The following is a 24,307-nucleotide window of genomic DNA, read 5'->3' on the forward strand; positions in this document are numbered from 1 at the left end:
CGCGCAGTATGCCCCACATCGGCGCTCGGTTCGGTTCAGACTTTGTGACAAATCTTGAAGCGCCAATGACAGGCTATTGGCTTAGGCTGCCCGTAGTTTTCAAACCGGCTACTCGAGGTTCAAACGTATGCGCCCAAGGATGGTCGCAATGGCGGCGGGACTGCTGGCGATTCGCTGGCTGCCGGTCCTGCCGTCGATCTGGATGGTCGCGGTCATAGCACTGGTGGGCCTTGCGCTCGTCTATAGGCACGGGCATTGGCTGGGCTTCACCTTGTTGGGCTTCGCCTGGGCCTGCACCTCGGCGCAATGGGCGCTGGATGACCGGTTGTCGCCAGCCCTCGATGGTCGCACGCTATGGGTCGAGGGCCGGGTGAGCGGATTGCCCAGCAGCCAGAACGGCACGGTGCGCTTCCAGCTCGAGCAGCTGCAGTCGCGGCGCGATGTACTGCCCGCCCGGTTGCGCGTTAGTTGGTACAACGGCCCGCCGGTGATGAGTGGCGAGCGTTGGCGACTGGCGATCAAGCTCAAGCGTCCGCGCGGGTTGATCAACCCGGGAGGCAACGACTTCGAGGCCTGGTTGCTGGCGCGGCGTATCGGCGCACTGGGCAGCGTCAAGGATGGCGAGCGCCTGGCACCGGCCACCGGCGCTTGGCGCGATACGGTACGTCAGCGTCTGTTGGCGGTGGACGCACAAGGGCGGGAGGGCAGCCTGACTGCCTTGGTGCTGGGTGACGATTCGGCGGTGCCGCGCAGCGATTGGCAGATCCTGCAGGACACCGGCACCGTGCACTTGATGGTGATTTCCGGCCAGCACGTTGGCTTGCTGGCAGGACTGGTGTATGGACTGATCAGTTTAATGGCGCGGCTCGGGCTATGGCCGCAACGCCTGCCGTGGCTGCCTTGCGCCTGCCTCCTGGCTTTCATGGCGGCATTGAGCTACGGGCTGCTGGCCGGTTTCCAGGTCCCGGTGCGGCGGGCGTGCATCATGATCGGCATGGTGCTGTTGTGGCGCTGGCGCTTTCGGCATCTGGGCCTGGGGTTGCCGTTATTGGTGGCGGTCAATGGCGTGTTGCTGGTCGAGCCATTGGCCAGTCTGCAGTCAGGCTTCTGGCTGTCGTTCACGGCGGTCACGATATTGATGCTGGTGTTTTCGGGGCGGCTGGGGGGCTGGCCCTGGTGGCAGACCTGGACCCGCGCGCAGTGGCTGATAGCAGTTGGTTTGTTGCCGGCGTTGGTGATTCTCGGGCTGCCGGTCAGCCTCAGCGGGCCGCTGGCCAACTTGCTGGCTGTGCCGTGGATCAGCCTGCTGGTGCTGCCGCTGGCCTTGCTGGGCACTGTGCTGTTGCCGGCCCCGGCGCTGGCCCAACCGGTGCTGTGGCTGGCCGGTGGCCTGCTCGAGGGCCTGTTCCAGTGGCTGGCCTGGATGGCGCAGTGGCTGCCTGCCTGGCAGCCGCTGCTGGTCTCGGGTTGGCATTGGGCACTGGTGTGCTTCGGCGCGCTGATGGTGTTGTTGCCCAGCGGGGTGCCGTTGCGGCCCATGGGCGTGCCTTTGCTGCTGCTGGCGCTATGGCCACCGCCGGAGCGAATCGCCCATGGTCGCGCGCAGGTCTGGCAACTGGATGTTGGCCAGGGGCTCGCCGTGCTGGTGCGCACTCGCGGGCACACCTTGTTGTACGACACCGGGCCGCGGCTGGGAGAGATGGACGCCGGCGAGCGCGTGGTCCTGCCGACCTTGCGCAAGCTGGGCGTCGAGCGGCTCGACAAGCTGCTCATCAGCCATGCCCATCTCGACCACTCTGGTGGCGCCGCCAGCCTGCGCCGAAGCTTGCCCGTGGGCGAGGTGATTGCCGGCGAGGCGGACAAGACACCGGGTGCTCAGGCCTGCACCTCGGATCGGCAATGGCAGTGGGATGGCGTCAGCTTCAGCCTGTGGCGCTGGCCGGGAGCGCGGGAGAGCAACCCGTCTTCCTGCGTACTGCTGGTAGAGGCCAACGGCGAGCGGCTATTGCTCAGCGGCGATATCGATGCTGCGGCTGAACGCGAGCTGGTGCGCACACGCCCACAATTGCAGGCGCACTGGCTGCAGGCACCCCATCACGGCAGCCGCACTTCATCTTCCATGGCATTCCTGCAGGCTTTGCAATTGCGCGGCGTACTGATCCCTCGCGGCTACGGCAATTCCTTCGGGCATCCCCATCGCGAAGTCGTGGCGCGTTACGCCGCACTGGGCCTCGAAGTCCATGACACCGCCTTGCACGGAGCCATCCATCTGCCGTTGGGGAGCTTCGCGGGCGCCCGTGGCTGGCGCGAGAATCGTCGATTCTGGCGCTCGCCCAGCGGCTCGACCGATGACTGAAGCAGCGATGGCGATGTGCCGGTCTTCGACCCCACGACCCCCTATGATAGAGTGGCGGACTTTTTCGAGGGGGTGGTTACTGTGTGGGAATTGGTCAAGTCCGGTGGCTGGATGATGCTGCCGATCATTTTGAGCTCGATCGTCGCCCTGGCTATCACCGCCGAACGCCTCTGGACCTTGCGCGCCAGCCGCGTAGCTCCGGCCCATCTGGTCGGCCAGGTATGGCGCTGGATGAAAGACAAGCAACTGAACAAGGACAAGCTCAAGGAGCTGCGCGAGGATTCGCCCCTGGGTGAAATTCTCGCCGCTGGCCTGGCCAATTCTCGCCATGGTCGCGAGATCATGAAAGAAAGCATCGAGGAGGCCGCCTCGCGGGTCATTCACGAACTCGAGCGTTACATCAGCACCCTCGGGACCATCGCGGCCATGGCGCCATTGCTCGGCCTGTTGGGGACGGTGCTGGGCATGATCGACATCTTCAGTTCGTTCATGGGCACCAACATGGCGACCAATCCGGCGGTCATGGCTGGCGGGATTTCCAAGGCGCTGGTCACCACCGCCTCGGGCTTGATCGTGGCCATTCCGGCGCTGTTCTTCCACCGCCTGCTGCAACGGCGCATCGACGACCTGGTGGTCGGTATGGAGCAAGAGGCGATCAAGCTGGTCGAGGTGGTGCAGGGCGAGCGCAACGAGGATGACGCGTGAAATTCCGCCGCCGCTCCCGCGAGAACATCGAGCTCAACCTGATCTCACTGATCGACGTGGTGTTCGTGCTGCTGCTGTTTTTTGTGGTGACGACGACCTTCACGCGCGAGACCCAGTTGCGGGTCGATCTGCCTGAAGCCGTCACCGGCGCACCGGCGGACAACGCCAGCAAGCGTCTGGACATCGCGATCAGCGCCGACGGTATCTATTCGCTGAACAACCAGCTGCTGCCCAAGAGCGACCTGAGCACGCTGATGAATGCGTTGCAAAAAGAGTCCGGTGGCGACACCGCGCTGCCGCTGTCCATCAGTGCCGATGGCAAGGCCCCACATCAGGCCGTCATCACCGCCATGGATGCTGCGGGCAAGCTGGGTTTCAGTCACCTGAGCATGACCACAGTCGAGGCGCAGAGCGCGCCCTGATGGCTTTTTCTGATCGCTTGTTGCGCGCTTGGTACGAGGGCCATCCCGGCCTGGCGCTGCTGCGGCCACTGGAATGCCTCTATCGGCGCATCACCGGTCGCAAGCGCGAGCGCTTTCTCAGCGGCCAGAGCCCATCCTACAAGGCGCCGGTGCCGGTCCTGGTGGTGGGCAATATCACCGTCGGCGGCACCGGCAAGACACCACTGATCCTATGGATGATCGAGCACTGCCGCCAGCGCGGCCTGCGTGTCGGCGTGGTGAGCCGCGGTTATGGCGCCCAGCCGCCGCAGTTGCCTTGGCGGGTGCGCGCCGATCACAGCGCCGACCAGAGTGGCGATGAACCGCTGCTCATCGTGCAGCGCAGCGGCGTACCGCTGGTGATCGACCCGGATCGCAGCGCAGCGGTACAAGCCTTGCTGGACGCCGAGCCGCTGGATCTGATTCTCAGCGATGACGGCCTGCAACATTACCGTCTCGCCCGCGACCTCGAACTGGTGCTGATCGATAACGCCCGCGGCCTCGGTAATGGTCGCTGCCTGCCGGCCGGCCCGCTGCGCGAACCCCGCGAGCGCCTGGACAGCGTCGATGCCGTGCTCTACAACGGCGCGGCCGCCGATCGGGATGGCGGCTATGCCTTCACCCTCAGGCCCACGGCATTGGTTCATGTCGCCAACGGGCAACGCCAGCCCCTCAGCCATTTTGCACCGGGCCAGGCACTGCACGCCGTGGCGGGCATCGGCAATCCGCAACGTTTCTTCAATACCCTGGAAGCGCTACACTGGCGCCCATTGGCACACGCCTTCGCCGACCACGCGGTGTTCAGCGAGCAGGCCCTGACGTTCGAGCCCGCGCTGCCACTGGTCATGACGGAAAAGGACGCGGTCAAGTGTCGTGCCTTCGCCGGTCATGATTGGTGGTACCTGGCGGTCGACGCGGTGCCATCGCCGGCCTTCGTCGACTGGTTCGACCAGCAACTGTCGCGCCTCTGTGCTCCCCTTACACCGCCCTGATTTCGGGCTGCGGCCCACCTGCAAGGATCTTCCATGGACACCAAACTTCTCGATATCCTGGCGTGCCCCATCACCAAGGGCCCGCTGAAACTCAGCGCCGACAAGACCGAGTTGATCAGCAAGGGCGCAGGCCTGGCCTACCCGATTCGCGACGGCATCGCCGTGATGCTGGAGACCGAAGCCCGTACCCTGACCGACGACGAGCGCCTGGACAAATGACGACTGCCTTCACCGTCGTCATTCCGGCCCGTTTCGCCTCAAGCCGTCTGCCGGGCAAGCCGTTGCAGGACATCGCCGGCAAGCCCATGGTCCAGTGGGTCTGGGAGCAGGCGCGCAAGAGCAGTGCCGAACGCGTGGTCATTGCCACCGATGATGTGCGGATCTTCGAGGTTTGCCAGGGCTTCGGCGCCGAAGTGCTGATGACCCGGGTCGACCACAACTCGGGCACCGATCGGCTCGCTGAAGTGGCCTTGGCCCTGGGTCTGGCCGCCGATGCCATCGTGGTCAATGTGCAAGGCGACGAGCCGCTGATTCCGCCAGCGGTGATCGACCAGGTCGCACTCAATCTGGCAACGCATCCTGAAGCCGGAATCTCCACGCTAGCCGAGCCCATCGAGCATATCGACAGCCTGTTCAACCCCAACGTGGTCAAGGTGGCTGCCGATATGAACGGCCTGGCGCTGACCTTCAGCCGCGCGCCCTTGCCCTGGGCTCGCGACGCCTTGGCGCGCAGCCGCGATGAGCTGCCGGTGGATGTGCCATACCGCCGCCACATCGGCATCTACGCCTATCGCGCCGGGTTCCTGCAGGACTTCGTGACCTGGGGTCCGTGCTGGCTGGAAAACACCGAAAACCTGGAGCAGCTGCGCGCGCTCTGGCACGGCACCCGCATTCACGTCGCCGATGCCCTCGAAGCGCCGCCCACCGGCGTCGATACTCCTGAAGACCTGGAGCGCGTGCGGCGCTTGCTGGAGGCGTGATGCGGGTTCTGTTCGTGTGCCTGGGCAACATCTGCCGTTCACCTACGGCCGAGGGCGTGCTGCGTCACCAGTTGCAGGCGACGGGCCTCGACCGTCGCGTCGAGGTCGCCTCCGCCGGCACCGGTGACTGGCATGTCGGCAAGCCGCCGGATCGCCGTGCACAGCAGGCTGGCGCAGCGCGTGGCTACGATCTGTCAGCCTTGCGTGGTCAGCAGGTGTGTGTCGACGACTTTCATGAGTACGACCTCATCCTGGCCATGGACGAGAGCAATTTGAGCAATCTCAAGCGCCTGCAACCGGCTGGGGCCAAGGCCGAGGTCGATCTGTTTTTGCGTCGCTATCAAGCGGCGGTCGATGAAGTCCCCGATCCTTACTACGGTGGCGATGACGGTTTCAGCGAGGTGCTGGATCTGATCGAGCATGGCTGCCGTGGGCTGGTCCGCGAACTGCAGGGGCGGTCATGAACCTGCAGCTTCTCAATAATTTTTCCCTAAAGCCGTATAACAGCTTTGGTATCGACGTGAGTGCCGAGCAGTTCGTCGATGTGCACGACGATGCGCAAATCCGCGAGGCCTTGCACTACGCCGAGGCGCGGCAGATGCCGTTGTTGGTGATCGGTGGCGGCAGCAATCTGCTGCTGACCCGTGATCGCGAAGGCCTGGTGATGCGCATGGCCAGCCGCGGCGTGCGAATCGTCAGCGAAAAGGGCACTCAGGTGGTGGTCGAGGCGGAGGCGGGTGAGCCTTGGCATCCCTTCGTCGTACATTGCCTGGAGCTCGGGCTGGTCGGGCTCGAAAACCTCAGCCTCATCCCCGGCACTGTCGGGGCCGCGCCAATGCAGAATATCGGTGCCTATGGAGTCGAGATCAAGGATGTGTTCCATAGCCTCACGGCGCTGGACCGGCAGACTGGCGAGGTGCGTGACTTTCTCGGGCATGAATGCGCGTTCGGCTACCGTGACAGCTTGTTCAAGCAGCACCTGGGGCGTTGGCTGATCTTGCGGGTGCGCTTTGCCCTCAGCCGCGAGGCTGCGTTGCACCTGGACTACGGTCCAGTGCGTCAGCGTTTGCAGGAGCAAGGCATCAGCGAGCCGACCGCCATGGACGTCAGCCAGGCGATTTGCAGTATTCGCCTGGAAAAACTGCCGAATCCCGCCGAGCTGGGCAATGCTGGCAGCTTCTTCAAGAATCCCGTGATTCCGACCGCCCAGGCGCAGGCATTGAAGGTTCGTTACCCCGGTCTGGTCGCTTATCCCCAAGGCGATGAGGTCAAGTTGGCCGCTGGTTGGCTGATCGAGCAGGCGGGCTGGAAAGGCTTTCGCGAGGGCGACGCCGGAGTGCACCGCTTGCAGGCATTGGTGCTGGTCAACTACGGCCACGCGACCGGGCGGCAGGTGCAGTCGCTGGCGGTGCGCATCCAGGCCGACATCGCCGAGCGCTTTGGTGTCGAGTTGGAGATGGAGCCTAATCTGTACTAGGCCCGTCGCTATGATAGGTGTGAACCATGAACAACCCCGTCGCTATCATCCTGGCTGCCGGGCAGGGCAGTCGCTTCCGCATCATGGCGGGGGATGATCAGGACAAGCTGTTGGCACCCTGCCGCGGCTTGATCGACATCGAGCGCCCCGTCCTGGAACACGTGCTCATCAACCTCGGTGATTGCATCGAGCGTCGCCTCGTCATCACCCGCCCGCACAATCTCGACATCATCGCCTTAGCCCACGCCTATGACTGCGAAGTGCTGCTGCTGGATTCGACCGGGATGGGCGATAGCCTGGCGGCTGCGGTGGCCGCCAGCGCCGAGGCGTCCGGTTGGCTGGTGATATTGGGGGACATGCCGTTCATCGCGCCAGCGACTCTGGACGCGGTCACCAGGGCCATGAACGAAGACTGTGTCGCGGTGGCGACGGGGGAGTCCGGCTATGGGCATCCGGTTGGTTTTGGCCGCAAGTTTGGCCTGTCGTTGCAAACGCTACGCGGCGATCAGGGCGCCCGCCGGCTGTTCAGCGCTGAGTGTGTCACCGAAGTCCAAGTCACCGATCCTGGCATCTATCGAGACGTCGACATTCCCGCCAATCTGCTTTAATCGGCTCATTAAAAAACCCCCGCTACCTTCCGGTAGCGGGGGTTTTCATTGACCGCCTGAAATCAGCCGAACGGTTTAGGTTCGTGGCGTTCTTCCTCGGCGTGTTCCTTCGCAGCGTTGAGCGTCACTGCTTGTTCGGCTTCATTGGCAGCGGCTGCGGCCAGTTCAGCTTCGCGCTTGCGGCGACGTACTTCGCGCGGGTCATTTGGGGCACGACCATTGCTGGGCAGTTCGACGGCTGGCGTCGGTGCGACAGCTTCAGGCTCGACCACTACGGGCTCGGCGGCCGGTGCGGCTGGCTCGATAGCTTCAGGCTCAGCGGCGTGGGCCACTGGTTCGGCTTCGACGAAAGCTGCCGGCGCGCTGAACGCAGGGGCTTCGACGACGGGCTCGCTGGCGTGCACTTCGACCGCTGGCGCTTCAACGACAGACTCTTGAGCCTGCGGCGTGAAGCTGACTTCGGACACCGGCTCGACCACCACTGGCTCGGCCGCAGGGGCTTCGACAGTTTCGCTCACAGGGGCTGCAAACGACTCGCGGGCTGGAGCTTCTGCCGCCGGGGCTTCAACCACTGGCTCTGGCGCATGAACCGGGGCAGGTTCAAAGGCTGGAGCGGCTTCGAAGGCCGGAGCCGCATCGGCCAATGGCTCGGCCTCTACCGGTACTGGGGCGGCAGGGGTTTGAACCACTGGCGCCTGCTCGACCACAGGCTCGAAAGAAGCCTGAGGCTGGGCAGTCACGGATTCCGCTGCTGGCTGAACGTCGGCCACCGGGGCGAAGGCAAAGGATTCCTGCACTTCGGTGGTAGGCGTCACGACGATTTCCGGCGCAGCCAGCTCGGTGCTTTCCAGGGTCGAGGCGGTAGCACGTTCGGCCTGCTGATGCGCTTGCGCCTCGGCGTTTGCGCTGATGACGCCTTCGGCGATGACGACTGCAGCAGCGGTGCCGGCGGCAGCGATAGCAACGTTGTTGCCTTCGCCTTCCTTACGTTCTGGCTCTTCCTGACCTTCTTCGGCGCCCTCGGAACCTTCGATGACATCACCGTTGGCATCACGTTGACGCTCACGACGGTTGCTGCGACGACGCTGACCACGGGAGCGGCGGCGAGGACGTTCGCCATCGGTACCGTCCTGGTTTTCGTCCTGCAGCAACTCTTCGTTCGGCAGTGCTTCCTCGCCAGCGACCTCATCGGTCTGCTCTGGGCGGGGTTGGCGCTCTTCACGAGGCACGCGCGGTGCACGTTCTTCACGAGGGGCGCGTTCGTCACGCGGCGCACGCTCTTCGCGCGGTTCGCGCGGGGCACGCTCTTCACGTGGCTCGCGTGGTGCGCGTTCTTCACGAGGAGCACGCTCTTCACGAGGTGCGCGTTCTTCGCGCGGTGCACGTTCAGGACGTTCTTCACTCACGGCGGGCTCGGCATCCAGTGCCTCGCGCAGTACGCGAGCCGGACGCTCTTCGCGTGGACGACGTTCTTCACGCGGCGCACGAGACTGGCGGGGAGCGCGTTCTTCGCGAGGAGCGGCCGGAGCCTCTTCACGGGCGGCGCGATCTTCGCGAGGTGCGCGTTCTTCACGCGGGGCGCGGTCTTCACGTGGCGCGCGGTCTTCGCGCGGTTTGCGCTCTTCGTCGCGACGGCCGTTGCGGCTACGGCTCTGCTGGCGACCGTTACGGCGCTCGTCATTGCGTGCAGGGCGTGGAGCTGGCTCGGCGGCAGGCTTTTCAGCCACGACCGGTGCCACTGGTTCTTCTTTGGTAGCGAACAGGCTGACCAACGACTTCACCAGGCCCTTGAACAGGCTCGGCTCGGCGATGACGGGAGCAGGGGCAGCGACGACTGGCGCGGCCTCTTCGACCGGTACCGGCGCATTGCCGCGGGCTGGCGCGGTCTTGACCGCAGCTTCCTGACGAACCAGGGTGCGGGTCGATGCCGGTGCAGCAGGGGCTTCTTCGACTTCAGCGGCAGCGATTTCGTAGCTGGACTGATTGTTCATCGCTTCCGGGCTGTCATCACGCAGGCGCTGCACTTCGAAGTGCGGCGTTTCGAGATGATCGTTCGGCAGGATGATGATGCGCGCGCGCGTACGCATTTCGATCTTGGTGATCGAGTTGCGTTTTTCGTTGAGCAGGAACGCAGCGACCGGGATCGGCACCTGGGCACGTACTTCGGCAGTACGGTCCTTGAGGGCTTCTTCTTCGATCAGGCGCAGGATCGCCAGCGACAGCGATTCGACGTCACGGATGATGCCGGTGCCGTTGCAGCGTGGGCAAACGATGCCACTGCTTTCACCCAGCGATGGGCGCAGGCGCTGGCGGGACATTTCCAGCAGGCCGAAGCGCGAGATGCGCCCGACCTGGACGCGGGCACGGTCGGCCTCGAGGCTTTCGCGGACCTTTTCTTCGACGGCGCGCTGGTTCTTGGCCGGGGTCATGTCGATGAAGTCGATGACGATCAGGCCGCCGATGTCGCGCAGGCGCAACTGACGGGCGATTTCTTCGGCGGCTTCAAGGTTGGTCTGCAGGGCGGTTTCTTCGATGTCGCTGCCTTTGGTGGCGCGCGCCGAGTTGATGTCGATGGACACCAGGGCTTCGGTCGGATCGATGACGATGGAACCACCGGAAGGCAGTTCAACGACGCGCTGGAAAGCGGTCTCGATCTGGCTTTCGATCTGGAAACGGTTGAACAGCGGCACGCTGTCTTCGTACAGCTTGATCTTGCTGGCGTACTGCGGCATCACCTGGCGGATGAAGGTCAGGGCTTCGTCCTGGGCTTCGACGCTGTCGATCAGCACTTCGCCGATGTCCTGGCGCAGGTAATCGCGGATGGCGCGGATGATGACGTTGCTTTCCTGGTAGATCAGGAACGGCGCGGAGCGATCCAGCGAGGCTTCCTTGATCGCGGTCCAGAGTTGCAGCAGGTAATCGAGGTCCCACTGCATTTCTTCGCTGCTGCGGCCAAGGCCGGCAGTGCGCACGATCAGGCCCATGTCGGCAGGGGCGACCAGGCCGTTCAGCGCTTCACGCAGTTCGTTGCGTTCTTCGCCTTCGATACGGCGAGAGATACCGCCGGCACGGGGGTTGTTGGGCATCAGGACCAGGTAACGACCGGCCAGGCTGATGAAGGTGGTGAGGGCGGCACCCTTGTTGCCGCGCTCTTCTTTCTCGACCTGAACAATGACTTCCTGGCCTTCGCTCAGGACTTCCTTGATGTTCACACGGCCTTCGGGCGCCTTCTTGAAATACTCGCGGGAGATTTCCTTGAGGGGCAGGAAGCCGTGCCGCTCGGAGCCGAAGTCGACGAAAGCGGCTTCAAGGCTCGGCTCGATGCGAGTGATACGGCCTTTGTAGATGTTGGCCTTTTTCTGCTCGCGGGCGCCGGATTCGATATCCAGGTCGTAGAGGCGCTGGCCGTCTACGAGGGCAACACGCAACTCTTCGGGTTGAGTCGCGTTAATCAGCATTCTTTTCATGTAGTACCGTCGGTTTCCGGGCTGCCGGAAACGGCGTTCGGCACACACGACTTCTCACGGTCGGTGTCAGGTGCGTCAGGAGCGTTGGCCACTCCAGTGTCAGGCAGGCCTGGCCAGTACTGAACGTCCAGTGGGCCAGGGTGTGCGACGACGCGTCCTGCTTGCTGTGGTGTCAAAAGCACTCAGTCAGGAGGAGGAATCAACTTCTGGCCGTGGATACCCGCAGGCATCTTGATCAAGACCCGGGTCAATGAGGGAGGGCCTGTGGCCACTCCCGACAGGGACGCGGTGCTACACGGTCCGAACGTTGTGCATCTCCACCCTACACGTATCCCTGATAATTCGGGTGCTGCCGTGCGCTGAATCCGCAACGGGTTGGCTTTTATCGCCCGCTCTTGTCGGGAGCGGGCGCATCATGGCTAAGGCTCTGTTTCCGAAACATTCTCTTGGATCGGGTGGCCACGCCGGCGCGGAAGATCTGGCGTCGGAAAATACCGATGAAAGGCGTGCAACCTGCACTGCGTTTTCCATCGTGTTTCGGACTTCTCCGGTGCGCTACTGGCGATTACTAAGACACCCGTAAACAAGCGAAAGCCCCGTCGGACGGCCTCGCGTCCTCGATAACTGCGTGGGTAAGAGGCAATCAAATGTCGCCTATCCACTTCACAGCCGCTTTTGGCGACGTTCGCGACTATAGCAGCATTGATTAAGTGCTTCAATTGCCTAAAAAATTGCTATCATCCGCAAATGACGACTACAAATCCCCCAGCCTCCGGCGTTCGCCTGATCGAGGTTGCACCGGAATATGCCGGCCAACGCATAGACAATTACCTCATCACTGCGCTCAAGGGTGTGCCCAAGACTCTGGTCTATCGGATCCTGCGCAAGGGTGAAGTGCGCGTGAACAAAGGGCGCATCAAGCCCGAATACAAGCTGCAGGCCGGCGATATCGTGCGCGTGCCGCCCGTCCGGCTGCCTGAGCGTGACGAACCGGTGCCGGTGGCCCAGGGCCTGCTGCAACGGCTTGAAGCCGCAATCGTCTATGAAGACAAGGCCCTGATCGTGCTCAACAAGCCGGCCGGCATTGCCGTACACGGTGGCAGTGGCCTGACGTTCGGGGTCATCGAGGCGTTCCGGCAGATGCGCCCGGATGCCAAGGAGCTGGAACTGGTGCATCGCCTCGACCGCGACACCTCCGGGCTGCTGATGATCGCCAAAAAACGCAGCATGTTGCGCCATCTGCATGCCGCCCTGCGCGGCGATGGCGTCGACAAGCGCTACATGGCGCTGGTGCGCGGCAATTGGCCGACCGCGCTCAAGCGCGTCGATGCGCCGTTGCTCAAAAGCAACCTGCGATCGGGTGAGCGCATGGTCGAGGTCAATCCCGAGGGCAAGGAGGCCTTGACGATGTTCAAGGTGCTGCGCCGCTTCAGCGACTTCGCCACCATCGTCGAGGCTCGGCCGATCACCGGTCGTACCCATCAGATTCGTGTGCACACCTTGCACGCCGGGCATTGCATCGCCGGCGACAGCAAGTATGGCGAAGAAAATTTCAGCCGCGAAATCCGCGAGCTCGGCGGCAAGCGTCTGTTCCTGCATGCCTATGCTCTGACCGTGCCGCTGCCCGATGGTGGTGAGCTGAAATTGCAGGCCCCGGTGGATGAAGTCTGGGCCAAGACCGTGGAGCGCTTGAGTGCCGAGTAAGTACCAGCTGTTGATTTTCGATTGGGACGGCACCTTGGCCGATTCCATTGGCCGTATCGTCGAGGCGATGAATCTGTCCGCCGTTGCCTGTGGCTATGTCGAGCGGGACGAGGTCTCGGTCAAAGGCATTATCGGTCTGTCGTTGTCCGAGGCCATCAGCGTGCTGTATCCGGCGCTGGATGCCGAGCAGGTCGCGGCGTTTCGTCAGCAGTATGCAGATGTCTACAAGCGTCTGGACGAGCAGCCGTCGCCGCTGTTTCCGGCGGTCCGCGAGTCGCTGCAAGCTTTTCGTCGGCAGGGCTACAAGCTGGCAGTGGCCACCGGCAAGGCGCGTCGCGGCCTGGATCGCGTGTTGAAATCCAACGAGTGGACTGAATTTTTCGATATTACCCGCGCTGCCGATGAAACCCGGGGCAAGCCGCACCCTCTGATGCTGGAAGAGATCCTCGCTCACTGCCAGGTCAGTGCCGATCAGGCGCTGATGATCGGCGACTCGGCGTTCGACCTGCAAATGGCTCGCAATGCCGGTATGGATTCGGTTGCCGTGGGCTATGGCGCCTTGCCGTTATCGGCACTGCGCGAGTTCGAGCCGACCGTGAGCATCGAGCACTTCGCCCAGTTGGAGCAGTGGCTCGACGATCCGCAGCCAGGGCAATGCTTCCCATTGCAACGCTGAAGGGCGTTGCGCAGTACCCGTATTCCCGAAGACTGCAGGAGTAGTTGATAGATGTCAGACGAATGGAAGGCGCCCGACGCCGATGAGCAGTCGCCGCAAAGCGAACGCCGTGAAAACGATCGCAGCTGGAAATTGCTGGAAAAAACTCTGCTGGCCAGCGTGCAGGAGCAGCGGCGGGCACGGCGCTGGGGGATCTTCTTCAAGATTTTGACCTTCGCCTATCTGCTGGGCGTGCTGGCGATGTTCACGCCGCTGTTCAGTGGCATGGAAAAGTCGGCAGGCAAGGGCGACCACTACACTGCAGTCATCGATGTAAAAGGCGTGATTGCCGACAAAGAGGCTGCCAGCGCCGACAATCTGGTCGGGGCCTTGCGCGCGGCGTTCGATGATCCCAAGGTCAAGGGCGTGATCCTGCGTATCAATAGCCCGGGTGGCAGTCCGGTGCAGGCCGGCTACGTGTACGATGAGATTCGTCGTCTGCGCGGCTTGCATCCAACGGTCAAGGTCTATGCGGTGATCGCGGACCTGGGCGCATCGGGTGCGTATTACATCGCCAGCGCGGCCGATGATATCTACGCCGACAAGGCCAGTCTGGTAGGTTCCATCGGGGTGACGGCGGCCGGCTACGGCTTTGTCGGTACCATGGAAAAGCTGGGCGTGGAGCGTCGTGCCTATACCTCGGGGGCGCACAAGTCGTTCCTCGATCCGTTCCAGCCGCAAAAGCCGGACGAGACGCAGTTCTGGCAGGGCGTGCTCGACACCACGCACAACCAGTTCATTGCGATGGTCAAGCAGGGGCGCGGCGATCGCCTGAAGGACAAGGACAACCCTGACATGTTTTCCGGGCTGATCTGGTCGGGCGAGCAGGCATTGCAGTTGGGCTTGATCGACGGTCTGGGCAGCAGCAGCTCGGTGGCGCGTGATGTGATCGGCGAGAAGGACATGGTCGACTTCACCGTCGAGGATTCCGCCTTCGATCGCTTCTCCAAAAAACTCGGTACCAGCGTTGCCGATCGTGTAGCGATGTATATGGGCTTTGACGGTCCGTCGTTGCGCTGAGATCTCGGTCGCCTGAGCTGGCTTCTTCGCTGCCGAACGCGCAATCTCGCTCCCACAGACTGATCTTGAGTCTTACAGCTGTGGGGGCAGGGCTTGCTCGTGAAGGGGCTTTGAATCCAGCCTTAGGGCACTTGCACACCTTCCTTTAGCAACATATCCACCAACCGGATCAGCGGCAGCCCCACCAGGCTGGTGGCGTCGGCACCGTGGGTGCTCTGAAACAAACTCACCCCTAGACCCTCGGCCTTGAAGCTGCCTGCGCAGTCGTACGGCTGTTCGGCGTGCAAGTAGCGCTCGATGCGCGGCAAGTCCAGCTCGCGCATCTGCACCGTGAAAGGCACCACGTCGACCTGGCATTCACCACTATGGCTGTTGAGCAGCGCCACGCCGGTCAGGAAGGTGACGCTGGTGCCACTGGCGGCCAGCAGTTGCTCGCAGGCCTTGTCGAAGCTGTGGGGCTTGCCCAGAATCTGCTCGCCGAGCACCGCGACCTGATCGGAGCCAATGATCAGATGCCCCGGATAGACTGCGGCCAGTGCCCGCGCCTTGAGCATCGCCAGGCGCCGTACCAGATCGTTGGCGTTCTCGTCAGGCAGGCGGCTTTCATCGACATCCGGCGAAGCGCAAACGAATGGCAGGCGCAGCCGCGAGAGCAATTCGCGACGATAAGGTGAGCTGGAAGCGAGTAATAAAGGCAGCATGCGTGGCTCCTGACGATGAGCGGTCATTCTAGCATGCAGCCTTGGGCCGAATTTCCTTTGACAGGTGAGGGGGTCGTCCCTAGAATGCTGCGCCTATGTTGAATGACCCGATTCCACCTCACGTTGACCCGCGCAAATTGGCAGATCGTGGCACCACCCTCCAAGGTGAATTGCTGCTGGCCGATTTGGAGAGACTCTGCGACCCGCTTTCCGACAATGTCGGTACGGTGCAGGCTAAATTCGTTTTTGAACGAGATGAACGTAAAGCCGTGGTCATCCACAGCTTTATCGACACCGAAGTCAAAATGGTTTGCCAGCGTTGTCTTGAGCTGGTCACCCTGCCAATCCATAGCGAGTGCAGTTACGCTGTGGTGAAGGAGGGTGCGAATACCCAGTCGTTGCCGTCAGGCTATGACGTGCTGGAACTGGGCGAAGATCCTTTGGATCTGCAGGCATTGATCGAGGAGGAGCTTCTGCTCGCCTTGCCCATTGTGCCTGCTCATCATCCGGAAGAATGCCAGCAGCCGGCGGGAGCAGATGAGCCCGAGCCGAGCGAGGACGAGGTAACGCGGTCCAACCCGTTCAGTGTATTGGCGCAGTTAAAGCGTGACCCAAACGTTTAGGAGTTAATCAATTATGGCTGTTCAGCAGAACAAAAAATCCCGCTCTGCCCGCGACATGCGCCGTTCGCACGACGCTCTCGAGGCTAGCACTCTGTCTGTAGAAAAAACCACCGGTGAAGTTCACCTGCGTCACCACGTATCGCCAGAAGGCGTATACCGTGGCCGTAAAGTGATCGACAAGGGCGCTGACGAGTAATTACTTGTCCGCTCAGATCATCGCGATCGACGCAATGGGCGGGGACTTCGGTCCCCGCAGCATTGTCGAGGCCTGCCTCGCCTGCCTGTCCGCAAACCCCTCGCTGTACCTGACCCTCGTCGGTCAACCTCAACTCCTTGAACAGTTGCTCACCCAGCACCGTGGTGTGGATCGCTCGCGTCTGCAGATTGCTGCGGCCAGCGAAGTGGTCGGCATGGACGACAAGCCTTCCGTGGCGCTGCGGGGCAAGCCTGATTCCTCGATGCGAGTGGCGCTGGAGCTGGTGCGTGACGACAAGGTCCAGGCCATGGTCAGCGCCGGTAATACCGGGGCGTTGATGGCGTTGTCGCGTCACGTACTCAAGACCGTGCCGGGCATCGATCGCCCGGCCATGGTGGTGGCGCTGCCGACCCTGACTGGCCATTGCCAGCTGCTGGACCTTGGCGCCAACGTTGATTGCAGTGCCGAACAATTGCTGCAGTTTGCCGTCATGGGCTCGGTGGCGGCCCAGGCGTTGGGCATTGCCCGGCCGCGTGTGGCACTGCTGAATATTGGCACCGAAGACATCAAGGGCAACCAGCAGGTCAAGCAGGCGGCGGCGCTGCTGCAAGCCGCGCAGAGCCTCAACTATATCGGCTATATCGAGGGCGACGGCCTGTACCGTGGCGAGGCCGACGTGGTGGTGTGTGACGGATTCGTCGGTAATGTGCTGCTCAAGTCCAGCGAGGGTTTGGCGAGCATGATTGCAGCACGCACCGAGGCGGTGTTCAGTTCCGGCGTGTTTGCGCGTCTGGCAGGGGCGGTGGCCTTGCCGCTGCTCAAGCGCCTGCGCCGCGAATTGGCCCCGGCGCGGCACAATGGTGCCAGTTTCCTCGGGCTGCAAGGGATAGTCATCAAAAGCCACGGCTCGGCCGGTGCGGAAGGCTTTCGCAGTGCCATCGAGCGCGCCTTGGTGGAGATTCGCGAAGATCTGCCGCGACGCCTCCAGGGCTGCCTCACCGACCGGTTGCCTTAGGCATGATCGCCCAAGGAATGCTTAAATGTGACCACCCGGTTTCAACTGCCATCCAATTGTCAGTTTCGCGCGGCCTGCCTGCTGGGCCGTCCACTCTGTGACGACACGATCATTAAGGGCTTGTTTCATGTCTGCATCCCTCGCATTCGTCTTTCCTGGGCAAGGTTCCCAGTCCCTGGGCATGCTCGCCGAGCAGGGCGCCCAGCATTCGCTGGTCGTCGATACGTTCGCTGAAGCGTCAGCGGCCTTGGGTTACGACCTGTGGGCGCTGACCCAGCAAGGTCCGGTTGAGTTGCTCAACCAGACCGACAAGACGCAGCCGGCGATTCTTACTGCCTCTGTGGCTCTGTGGCGCCTCTGGCAGGCCGAAGTCGGCCAGCAGCCGGCATTTGTCGCCGGCCACAGCCTGGGCGAATACAGTGCGCTGGTCGCGGCAGGCAGCGTCAGTCTGGCCGATGCGGTCAAACTCGTGGAAACCCGCGGCCAGCTGATGCAAGAAGCCGTGCCTGCGGGCATGGGCGGCATGGCGGCCATCCTCGGTCTGCCGGACGACGCCGTCATCGCAGCCTGCGCTGAAGCGGGCCAGGGTGAAGTGGTCAGTGCGGTCAATTTCAACTCGCCAGGACAGGTCGTGATCGCGGGCTCGAAAACCGCCGTCGAACGTGCCATGGAACTGTGCAAGGCCCGCGGTGCCAAGCGCGCCATGCCGTTGCCGGTCAGCGTGCCGTCGCATTGCGCGCTGATGCGCCCGGCGGCCGAAAAGTTCGCCGCCTCGATCGAAGCCATCGACTGGCAGGCGCCGAGCATCCCGCTGGTGCAGAACGTCAGCGCCAGCGTGGCCACCGATGTCGCGACCCTCAAGAGCGATCTGCTCAAGCAGCTGTACATGCCGGTTCGCTGGGTCGAATCGGTGGCGTTCCTGGCCAGCCAGGGCGCCGTCAACCTGATCGAATGCGGTCCGGGCAAAGTGCTCGCGGGCCTCAACAAGCGCTGCGCCGAAGGCGTCAGCACGACCAATCTGGATACCCCCGACGCCTTCGCCGCCGCTGTTGCGGCGCAGGCTTGAAGCAGGAGATAGTTGCATGAGCTTGCAAGGTAAAGTTGCGCTGGTCACCGGCGCCAGCCGTGGCATCGGCCAGGCCATCGCCCTTGAACTGGGCCGTCAGGGCGCCACCGTGATCGGTACCGCGACGTCTGCGTCGGGTGCCGAGCGCATCGCTGCCACGCTCAAGGAGCATGGCATCACCGGTACCGGGCTGGAACTCAACGTCACCAACGACGAGTCGGTTGCCGCGACCCTGGCCGCGATCACCGCTGAATTCGGCGTACCGGCGATTCTGGTGAACAACGCCGGTATCACCCGCGACAACCTGATGATGCGCATGAAGGACGACGAATGGCATGACGTCATCGACACCAACCTCAACAGCCTGTTCCGCCTGTCCAAGGCTGTTTTGCGCGGCATGACCAAGGCGCGTTGGGGCCGAATCATCAGTATCGGTTCGGTAGTGGGTGCAATGGGCAACGCAGGCCAAGTAAACTACGCGGCCGCGAAAGCCGGGCTCGAAGGTTTCAGCCGCGCTCTGGCGCGCGAAGTGGGCTCCCGGTCGATCACGGTCAACTCGGTGGCACCTGGTTTCATCGACACCGACATGACCCGTGAGCTGCCTGAAGCACAACGTGAAGCACTGCTGACGCAAATCCCGCTGGGCCGCCTGGGCCAGGCCGAGGAAATCGCGCAAGTGGTCGCTTTTCTGGCTTCCGAGGGTGCAGGTTACGTGACCGGGGCTACAATTCCGGTGAACGGCGGCATGTACATGTAAGCTGTGTGCGACATTTTTTCGCTAAAAATGTCATACGAGTCGAGCAAAAATCCGTTATAAAGCTGCAACCCAATTCGGGGCAGCGGGCCAATGTTAGATCGCTGTGACGCTTTCAGTTTGAAAAGCCGAGCGCTTTCGATAAACTTACGCACCGGCCAGCTGCCTGACTTATGTCCATTAGGAGTGAAAACAAGGTATGAGCACCATCGAAGAACGCGTCAAGAAAATCGTTGCCGAGCAACTGGGCGTTAAAGAAGAAGAAGTCACCAACAGTGCTTCTTTCGTAGAAGACCTGGGTGCCGATTCCCTTGATACCGTTGAGCTGGTGATGGCTCTGGAAGAGGAATTCGAGACCGAGATTCCAGACGAAGAAGCCGAGAAGATCACGACTGTACAAGCGGCCATCGATTACGTTACTGCCCACCAGGCGTAATGATTTTGTAATCGTCGCTTTGCTGTCTCGGAAAAACCGCACTGCCTTTGCTGGCGTGCGGTTTTTTCTTTAGGTGGCAGGCGCGCCGTCGTCAATAGAATAAGGAGAGTGCTGTGTCGCGTAGACGCGTCGTGGTCACTGGTTTAGGTATGCTGTCGCCGCTGGGCACTGACGTGTCGAGCACCTGGCAGGGCATTCTGGCTGGCCGCAGTGGTATTGGTCCGATCGAACATACGGATCTTTCTGCCTATTCGACCCGTTTCGGCGGCTCGGTCAAGGACTTCAAGGTCGAGGAGTATCTCTCGGTCAAGGAGGCTCGCAAGCTCGATCTGTTCATTCAATACGGCTTGGCAGCCGGGTTCCAGGCGGTTCGCGATTCGGGCCTGGTCGTCACCGACGCCAACCGTGAGCGTATCGGCGTGGCCATGGGCTCGGGTATTGGTGGCCTCACCAATATCGAAGAAACCAGCCGCACCTTGCATGATTCCGGCCCACGACGGATTTCGCCGTTTTTCGTGCCTGGCTCGATCATCAACATGATTTCCGGATTTCTGTCCATCCATCTGGGTGTACAGGGTCCCAACTTCGCGATCGCCACGGCGTGCACCACCGGTACTCATTGCATCGGCATGGCCTTTCGCAACATAGCCTATGGTGAAGCCGATGTGATGATTGCCGGCGGCGCCGAAATGGCCGCCTGCGGCTTGGGCATGGGCGGCTTCGGCGCGGCGCGGGCGATGTCCACGCGCAACGACGAGCCGCAACGCGCCAGCCGCCCGTGGGACAAAGGCCGTGACGGCTTTGTGCTGGCCGACGGTGCTGGTGCCCTGGTGCTTGAAGAGCTCGAGCACGCTCAGGCTCGCGGTGCGACCATCTATGCCGAGCTGATCGGCTTCGGCATGAGCGGCGATGCTTTCCACATGACCTCGCCGCCCGAAGACGGCGCCGGTGCCGCGCGCTGCATGGCCAACGCGTTGCGCGATGCCAAGGTCAGCCCGGACGAGGTGCAGTACATCAACGCCCACGGTACTTCGACTCCGGTCGGCGACCTGGCGGAAGTGCAAGCGATCAAGTCGGTATTCGGCGAGCATGCGCACAGCCTGGCAGTGAGCTCGACCAAATCCATGACCGGCCACTTGTTGGGTGCTGCAGGCGCGGTCGAGGCGATCTTCAGCGTGCTGGCGATCCGCGACCAGGTCGCACCGCCGACCATCAACCTCGACGAGCCGGACGAAGGCTGCGACCTCGATTTCGTTCCTCACGAAGCGCGCAAAATGCCGATCGACGTGGTGCTGTCCAACTCGTTCGGATTCGGTGGCACCAACGGCTCGCTGGTGCTACGTCGGTTCGTCGGTTGATGCACAGCTGGGTCGACGGGGTTGCGCAGTCGCAGGTCGGGCTGAACAACCGCGGGCTGGCCTATGGTGATGGTCTGTTCGAGACCATCGCCGTGCGGGGCGGGCGGCCGTTGCTGCTCGACCGCCACCTGCAGCGCTTGCAGTGGGGCTGTGAGCGCCTGGCACTGGTGGCCGATGTGCGGCAGGTGCGCGACGAAGTCCTCGCCTACGCTGCGGCGCTGGGCGAGGGCGTGCTCAAGCTGATACTCACCCGTGGCGACAGCCCGCGCGGCTATGCCGCCGACCCTCAAGCGCCGGCCCGGCGCATCCTGCAAGCCAGCCCGTTGCCCGGTTACCCTACCAGCCATAGTGCCGAAGGGGTGCAGCTGTTCCCCTGTCGTACACGTCTTGCCGAACAACCGCTGCTGGCCGGGCTCAAGCATCTCAATCGGCTGGAGCAAGTGCTGGCGCGCAATGAGTGGCAGGGCAGCGCTTATGCCGAGGGTCTGATGTGCGACCTGCAGGGCCGTGTGATCGAAGGTGTCTACAGCAATCTGTTCCTGATCCGTGACGCTGTGCTGTATACGGCTGATCTGGCCCGCTGCGGCGTTGCCGGTACTATGCGCGCCGAGCTGCTGGAGCAGGCGCAATCGCTAGGTATCCAGGTAAAAGTGTGTGACCTGACGTTGCAGGATCTCGCCGCTGCCGACGAAGTCTTCGTCTGCAACAGTGTCTACGGGATCTGGCCTGTGCTTGGCGTCGATGCGCTTCGCTGGTCGGCTGGCCCGGTGACCCGTAAACTGCAAACCCTCGCCTGTGCACTATTGGACCTGTGATCTGTGATACGTAAATTCTTGGTGCTGCTCGAAACCGTGCTGATCGTTGCGGTATTGGTGGTGGGCGGTGCGGCATGGAAAACTCGCCATGCGCTGGACCAGCGTCTGGTCATGGCCAACGAAACCCTGGTGGAAGTACCGAGCGGCTCGACGCCGGGGCGCATGTTCAATCGCCTTGAAACCGACGGCTTGATCGGCGATGCCTGGTGGTTGCGCCTGTATTGGCGTTTCAATCTCGAAGGCCAGCCGCTGCACACCGGCGAGTATCGCCTGACCCCCGGCATGACTGTGCGTGACATGCTCGGTGTGTGGCAGCGCGGGGAAGTGGTGCAGTACAGCCTGACCCTGGTGGAAGGCTGGAATTTCCGCCAGGTGCGCAGCGCGCTGGCCAAGCAGGAAAAACTCCAGCAGACCCTCGCTGGCCTCAGCGATGCAGAGTTGATGGACAAGCTCGGCCACCCTGGCGTGTTCCCAGAAGGGCGGTTCTTCCCCGACACCTACAAGTTCACCCGTGGCATGACCGATGCCGAAATCCTCACTCAAGCCTACAAGCGCCTCGACGAGGTGTTGGCCCAGGAGTGGAGTCAGCGCGCCGATGATGTGCCCTACAGCGAGCCCTACCAGGCGCTGATCATGGCCTCGATGGTCGAGAAGGAAACCGGTGTGCCCCAGGAGCGTGCCGAGATCGCCGGCGTATTCATCCGCCGCCTGCATGCCGGCATGCTGCTGCAGACCGACCCCACCGTGATCTACGGCATGGGCGAGCGCTACACCGGCAAGCTCAGCCGCGCCGATCTCAAGCAGCCGACGCCCTATAACACCTATACCAACGCTGGCATGCCACCGACCCCGATCGCCATGGTAGGCCGCGAGGCGATTCATGCGGCGCTCAATCCGCAGGACGGCACCAGCCTCTATTTCGTCGCGCGTGGCGACGGCAGTCACGTGTTCTCTGACGACCTCGACGCCCACAACAACGCCGTGCGCGAGTTTCAACTCAAGCGCCGTGCCGATTATCGCTCCAGCCCCGCACCCATCCCGGTGCCTGCACCCACACCCGAGCAGGCGCCCGCCGATCAGGCCTCTCCCCCGGCGCTGCCAGTCCAGGCCACCGAGCCTGGCCCCACTGCTCAAGATAAGGACGCAAAGTGACCGGTCTGTTCATTACCCTTGAAGGCCCTGAAGGGGCCGGCAAGAGCACCAATCGCGAATACCTTGCCCTGCAGCTGCGCGCTGCCGGCCTGGATGTCGTGCTGACCCGAGAACCCGGCGGCACGCCGTTGGCCGAGCGCATCCGTGAGGTGCTGCTGGCCCCCAGCGACGAGCCGATGAACGCCGACGCTGAACTGCTGCTGATGTTCGCCGCCCGTGCCCAGCATATTGCCCAGGTGATTCGCCCGGCGCTGCAGCGCGGCGCGGTAGTGCTGTGTGATCGGTTCACCGATGCGACCTATGCCTATCAGGGTGGCGGCCGTGGCTTGCCGGTGGAGCGCATCGCGACCCTTGAGCGGTTCGTGCAGGGCGACCTGCACCCCGACCTGACGCTGGTCTTCGACCTGCCTATCGAAGTCGGCCTCGCGCGGGCGAGCGCGCGGGGCCGGCTGGACCGTTTCGAGCAAGAGGGCCGCGCCTTCTTCGACGCCGTGCGCAGCGCCTATCTGGCGCGCGCCGCGACCGATACCCAGCGTTATCGCATCGTCGATGCCTCGCAGTCCCTGGCTGAGGTGCAGCAGGCGCTGGACGCCCTGGTGCCGGTCATGCTGGAGTCGGCACGTGGCTGAATACCCCTGGCAGCAGGTGCTGTGGCAGCAGTTCGCGGGCCGTGCCCAGCACGCTCATGCCTATCTGTTGCATGGCCCCAAGGGCATCGGCAAGCGCGCGCTGGCCGAACGGTTGATGGCCTTGTTGCTGTGCCAGCGTCCGCTCCCCGAGGACGCCTGCGGTGCCTGCAAATCCTGCATGCTGCTGGCGGCGGGTACTCATCCCGACAATTATGTGCTGGAGCCTGAAGAGGCCGACAAGGCCATCAAGGTCGATCAGGTCCGCGATCTGGTCAGCTTCGTGGTGCAGACCGCGCAACTGGGCGGGCGCAAGGTGGTGCTCATCGAGCCGGTGGAGTCGATGAACATCAACGCCGCCAACGCCTTGCTCAAAAGCCTCGAAGAACCCTCCGGCAATACCGTGCTGTTGTTGGTCAGTCATCAACCCAGCCGGTTGTTGCCGACCATCAAGAGCCGTTGCGTGCAACAGGCCTGCCCGCTCCCAGGCCGAGAGCAAAGCCTGGCCTGGTTGGGCGAGGCGCTGCCGGCCCTGAGCCAGGACGAGCGCGACGAATTGCTCACCTTGGCCGCAGGCTCGCCGCTTGCCGCTGTCGATCTGCAGACCCAGGGCGTGCGCGAACAGCGCGCACTGGTGGTCGAGGGCGTCAAGAAGCTGCTCAAACAGCAGGCCTCGCCCACGCAACTGGCCGAAGGCTGGAACGCGGTGCCCCTGTTGTTGCTGTTCGACTGGTTCTGCGATTGGTCGAACCTGATCCTGCGTTATCAGCTGACCGAGGACGAAACCGGCCTGGGCTTGGCGGACATGCGCAAGGTGGTGCAGTATCTGGCGCAGAAGACCCCGCAGGACAAGGTGCTGAGCGTGCAGGACTGGATTCTGCTGCAGCGCCAGAAGGTGCTCGCCAAGGCCAATCTCAATCGGGTGCTGCTGCTGGAGTCGCTGCTGGTGTCCTGGGCTGCGTTGCCGGGCAACGGCTAACGGAGCATTGTGGTATTTTGGCGGTCTGATATTCAAAGTGCCATCAGTTGTCGTTATTGCTTCAGTCGATTCAACCCAGCGTGTCCGTGGCCTCGATGCCCGGCCGCAGTGAAGGAAGCCGC

25 protein-coding genes are annotated in these 24,307 nt (G+C 62.9%); 23 read left to right on the forward strand and 2 right to left on the reverse strand.

What is annotated here, in order from left to right; all coding sequences use genetic code 11:
• The first annotated feature begins 127 nt into the window (after positions 1-127).
• The 9 genes from REH34_RS22020 to REH34_RS22060 all read left to right on the forward strand — a co-directional run bounded on the left by REH34_RS22020 (position 128) and on the right by REH34_RS22060 (position 7,558).
• Entirely contained in the window at positions 128-2,356 is a 2,229-nt protein-coding gene (locus REH34_RS22020; protein ID WP_311969154.1) for a DNA internalization-related competence protein ComEC/Rec2, read from the forward strand.
• Positions 2,357-2,437: 81 nt separating this feature from the next.
• Positions 2,438-3,061, forward strand: a complete 624-nt coding sequence (locus tag REH34_RS22025) for a MotA/TolQ/ExbB proton channel family protein (protein WP_409373159.1) — start codon at positions 2,438-2,440, stop codon at positions 3,059-3,061.
• Positions 3,058-3,483 (forward strand): biopolymer transporter ExbD, encoded by a 426-nt coding sequence (locus REH34_RS22030; protein ID WP_311969155.1) that lies wholly within the window; start codon positions 3,058-3,060, stop codon positions 3,481-3,483. The genes REH34_RS22025 and REH34_RS22030 overlap by 4 nt, the downstream gene beginning before the upstream one ends.
• Positions 3,483-4,493 (forward strand): tetraacyldisaccharide 4'-kinase, encoded by a 1,011-nt coding sequence (gene lpxK / locus REH34_RS22035; RefSeq protein WP_311969156.1) that lies wholly within the window; start codon positions 3,483-3,485, stop codon positions 4,491-4,493. The genes REH34_RS22030 and lpxK overlap by 1 nt, the downstream gene beginning before the upstream one ends.
• 33 nt (positions 4,494-4,526) lie before the next feature.
• On the forward strand, positions 4,527-4,712 hold the full coding sequence (locus REH34_RS22040; RefSeq protein ID WP_226503365.1) for a Trm112 family protein: 186 nt from the start codon (positions 4,527-4,529) through the stop codon (positions 4,710-4,712).
• The gene (gene kdsB, locus REH34_RS22045; protein ID WP_311969157.1) at positions 4,709-5,473 is read left to right on the forward strand and encodes a 3-deoxy-manno-octulosonate cytidylyltransferase; all 765 of its coding nucleotides are present in this window, start codon (positions 4,709-4,711) and stop codon (positions 5,471-5,473) included. The genes REH34_RS22040 and kdsB overlap by 4 nt, the downstream gene beginning before the upstream one ends.
• Positions 5,473-5,937: a low molecular weight protein-tyrosine-phosphatase gene (locus REH34_RS22050; RefSeq protein WP_311969158.1), complete on the forward strand. Its 465-nt coding sequence runs from the start codon at positions 5,473-5,475 to the stop codon at positions 5,935-5,937. The genes kdsB and REH34_RS22050 overlap by 1 nt, the downstream gene beginning before the upstream one ends.
• Entirely contained in the window at positions 5,934-6,950 is a 1,017-nt protein-coding gene (gene murB, locus REH34_RS22055) for a UDP-N-acetylmuramate dehydrogenase (protein WP_311969159.1), read from the forward strand. The genes REH34_RS22050 and murB overlap by 4 nt, the downstream gene beginning before the upstream one ends.
• A 26-nt stretch (positions 6,951-6,976) precedes the next feature.
• Complete coding sequence (locus REH34_RS22060; protein WP_311969160.1) at positions 6,977-7,558, forward strand: NTP transferase domain-containing protein; 582 nt, start codon at positions 6,977-6,979, stop codon at positions 7,556-7,558.
• A 62-nt stretch (positions 7,559-7,620) separates the two neighbouring features.
• Here the strand turns inward: REH34_RS22060 and rne are convergent, their stop codons facing one another.
• Entirely contained in the window at positions 7,621-11,025 is a 3,405-nt protein-coding gene (gene rne / locus REH34_RS22065; RefSeq protein ID WP_311969161.1) for a ribonuclease E, read from the reverse strand.
• A gap of 747 nt (positions 11,026-11,772) precedes the next feature.
• Here rne and rluC point away from each other — a divergent pair.
• The 3 genes from rluC to REH34_RS22080 are packed head-to-tail and all read left to right on the forward strand — an operon-like array spanning position 11,773 to position 14,464.
• Complete coding sequence (gene rluC, locus REH34_RS22070) at positions 11,773-12,729, forward strand: 23S rRNA pseudouridine(955/2504/2580) synthase RluC (RefSeq protein WP_226503371.1); 957 nt, start codon at positions 11,773-11,775, stop codon at positions 12,727-12,729.
• A complete protein-coding gene (locus REH34_RS22075) occupies positions 12,719-13,405 on the forward strand; it encodes an HAD-IA family hydrolase (RefSeq protein WP_311969162.1) in 687 nt (228 codons plus the stop codon). Before rluC ends, REH34_RS22075 begins: the two co-directional genes overlap by 11 nt.
• A gap of 51 nt (positions 13,406-13,456) precedes the next feature.
• Entirely contained in the window at positions 13,457-14,464 is a 1,008-nt protein-coding gene (locus REH34_RS22080; RefSeq protein WP_311969163.1) for a S49 family peptidase, read from the forward strand.
• 122 nt (positions 14,465-14,586) lie between these two features.
• On the opposite strand, the gene REH34_RS22085 is transcribed toward REH34_RS22080, so the two are convergent.
• A complete protein-coding gene (locus REH34_RS22085; RefSeq protein WP_311969164.1) occupies positions 14,587-15,165 on the reverse strand; it encodes a nucleoside triphosphate pyrophosphatase in 579 nt (192 codons plus the stop codon).
• Positions 15,166-15,260: 95 nt separating this feature from the next.
• Here REH34_RS22085 and REH34_RS22090 point away from each other — a divergent pair, with 95 nt between their 5' ends.
• From REH34_RS22090 to REH34_RS22140, 11 genes are all read left to right on the forward strand, one after another.
• Positions 15,261-15,788 carry a YceD family protein gene (locus tag REH34_RS22090; RefSeq protein ID WP_311969165.1) on the forward strand — a complete coding sequence of 176 codons (528 nt, stop codon included), beginning with the start codon at positions 15,261-15,263 and terminating at the stop codon, positions 15,786-15,788.
• A gap of 13 nt (positions 15,789-15,801) precedes the next feature.
• Positions 15,802-15,984: a 50S ribosomal protein L32 gene (rpmF, locus tag REH34_RS22095; protein ID WP_003179396.1), complete on the forward strand. Its 183-nt coding sequence runs from the start codon at positions 15,802-15,804 to the stop codon at positions 15,982-15,984.
• Positions 15,985-15,988: 4 nt separating this feature from the next.
• Positions 15,989-16,999: a phosphate acyltransferase PlsX gene (gene plsX / locus REH34_RS22100; protein ID WP_311969166.1), complete on the forward strand. Its 1,011-nt coding sequence runs from the start codon at positions 15,989-15,991 to the stop codon at positions 16,997-16,999.
• A 127-nt stretch (positions 17,000-17,126) separates the two neighbouring features.
• The gene (gene fabD, locus REH34_RS22105; protein ID WP_311969167.1) at positions 17,127-18,065 is read left to right on the forward strand and encodes an ACP S-malonyltransferase; all 939 of its coding nucleotides are present in this window, start codon (positions 17,127-17,129) and stop codon (positions 18,063-18,065) included.
• 16 nt (positions 18,066-18,081) lie between these two features.
• Positions 18,082-18,822, forward strand: a complete 741-nt coding sequence (gene fabG, locus REH34_RS22110; protein WP_226503377.1) for a 3-oxoacyl-ACP reductase FabG — start codon at positions 18,082-18,084, stop codon at positions 18,820-18,822.
• Positions 18,823-19,018: 196 nt separating this feature from the next.
• Positions 19,019-19,255: an acyl carrier protein gene (gene acpP, locus REH34_RS22115; protein WP_016973676.1), complete on the forward strand. Its 237-nt coding sequence runs from the start codon at positions 19,019-19,021 to the stop codon at positions 19,253-19,255.
• Between the two features lie 113 nt (positions 19,256-19,368).
• Entirely contained in the window at positions 19,369-20,613 is a 1,245-nt protein-coding gene (gene fabF, locus REH34_RS22120) for a beta-ketoacyl-ACP synthase II (protein ID WP_226503378.1), read from the forward strand.
• On the forward strand, positions 20,613-21,428 hold the full coding sequence (pabC, locus tag REH34_RS22125; protein WP_311969168.1) for an aminodeoxychorismate lyase: 816 nt from the start codon (positions 20,613-20,615) through the stop codon (positions 21,426-21,428). Before fabF ends, pabC begins: the two co-directional genes overlap by 1 nt.
• 3 nt (positions 21,429-21,431) lie before the next feature.
• Positions 21,432-22,580: an endolytic transglycosylase MltG gene (mltG, locus tag REH34_RS22130; protein ID WP_311969169.1), complete on the forward strand. Its 1,149-nt coding sequence runs from the start codon at positions 21,432-21,434 to the stop codon at positions 22,578-22,580.
• Positions 22,577-23,209 (forward strand): dTMP kinase, encoded by a 633-nt coding sequence (tmk, locus tag REH34_RS22135; protein WP_311969170.1) that lies wholly within the window; start codon positions 22,577-22,579, stop codon positions 23,207-23,209. Before mltG ends, tmk begins: the two co-directional genes overlap by 4 nt.
• Positions 23,202-24,185: a DNA polymerase III subunit delta' gene (locus REH34_RS22140; protein WP_311969171.1), complete on the forward strand. Its 984-nt coding sequence runs from the start codon at positions 23,202-23,204 to the stop codon at positions 24,183-24,185. Before tmk ends, REH34_RS22140 begins: the two co-directional genes overlap by 8 nt.
• Positions 24,186-24,307 lie beyond the last annotated feature (122 nt).

The organism is Pseudomonas baltica (assembly GCF_031880315.1).
GTDB lineage: Bacteria > Pseudomonadota > Gammaproteobacteria > Pseudomonadales > Pseudomonadaceae > Aquipseudomonas.

Coding starts and splice junctions, on each gene's coding strand:
- REH34_RS22020 (WP_311969154.1), top strand. CDS start 128: ATGCGCCCAAGGATGGTCGCAATGGCGGCGGGACTGCTGGCGATTCGC.
- lpxK (WP_311969156.1), top strand. CDS start 3,483: ATGGCTTTTTCTGATCGCTTGTTGCGCGCTTGGTACGAGGGCCATCCC.
- REH34_RS22040 (WP_226503365.1), top strand. CDS start 4,527: ATGGACACCAAACTTCTCGATATCCTGGCGTGCCCCATCACCAAGGGC.
- kdsB (WP_311969157.1), top strand. CDS start 4,709: ATGACGACTGCCTTCACCGTCGTCATTCCGGCCCGTTTCGCCTCAAGC.
- REH34_RS22050 (WP_311969158.1), top strand. CDS start 5,473: ATGCGGGTTCTGTTCGTGTGCCTGGGCAACATCTGCCGTTCACCTACG.
- murB (WP_311969159.1), top strand. CDS start 5,934: ATGAACCTGCAGCTTCTCAATAATTTTTCCCTAAAGCCGTATAACAGC.
- REH34_RS22060 (WP_311969160.1), top strand. CDS start 6,977: ATGAACAACCCCGTCGCTATCATCCTGGCTGCCGGGCAGGGCAGTCGC.
- rne (WP_311969161.1), bottom strand. CDS start 11,025: ATGAAAAGAATGCTGATTAACGCGACTCAACCCGAAGAGTTGCGTGTT.
- rluC (WP_226503371.1), top strand. CDS start 11,773: ATGACGACTACAAATCCCCCAGCCTCCGGCGTTCGCCTGATCGAGGTT.
- REH34_RS22080 (WP_311969163.1), top strand. CDS start 13,457: ATGTCAGACGAATGGAAGGCGCCCGACGCCGATGAGCAGTCGCCGCAA.
- REH34_RS22085 (WP_311969164.1), bottom strand. CDS start 15,165: ATGCTGCCTTTATTACTCGCTTCCAGCTCACCTTATCGTCGCGAATTG.
- REH34_RS22090 (WP_311969165.1), top strand. CDS start 15,261: ATGTTGAATGACCCGATTCCACCTCACGTTGACCCGCGCAAATTGGCA.
- rpmF (WP_003179396.1), top strand. CDS start 15,802: ATGGCTGTTCAGCAGAACAAAAAATCCCGCTCTGCCCGCGACATGCGC.
- fabD (WP_311969167.1), top strand. CDS start 17,127: ATGTCTGCATCCCTCGCATTCGTCTTTCCTGGGCAAGGTTCCCAGTCC.
- fabG (WP_226503377.1), top strand. CDS start 18,082: ATGAGCTTGCAAGGTAAAGTTGCGCTGGTCACCGGCGCCAGCCGTGGC.
- acpP (WP_016973676.1), top strand. CDS start 19,019: ATGAGCACCATCGAAGAACGCGTCAAGAAAATCGTTGCCGAGCAACTG.
- pabC (WP_311969168.1), top strand. CDS start 20,613: ATGCACAGCTGGGTCGACGGGGTTGCGCAGTCGCAGGTCGGGCTGAAC.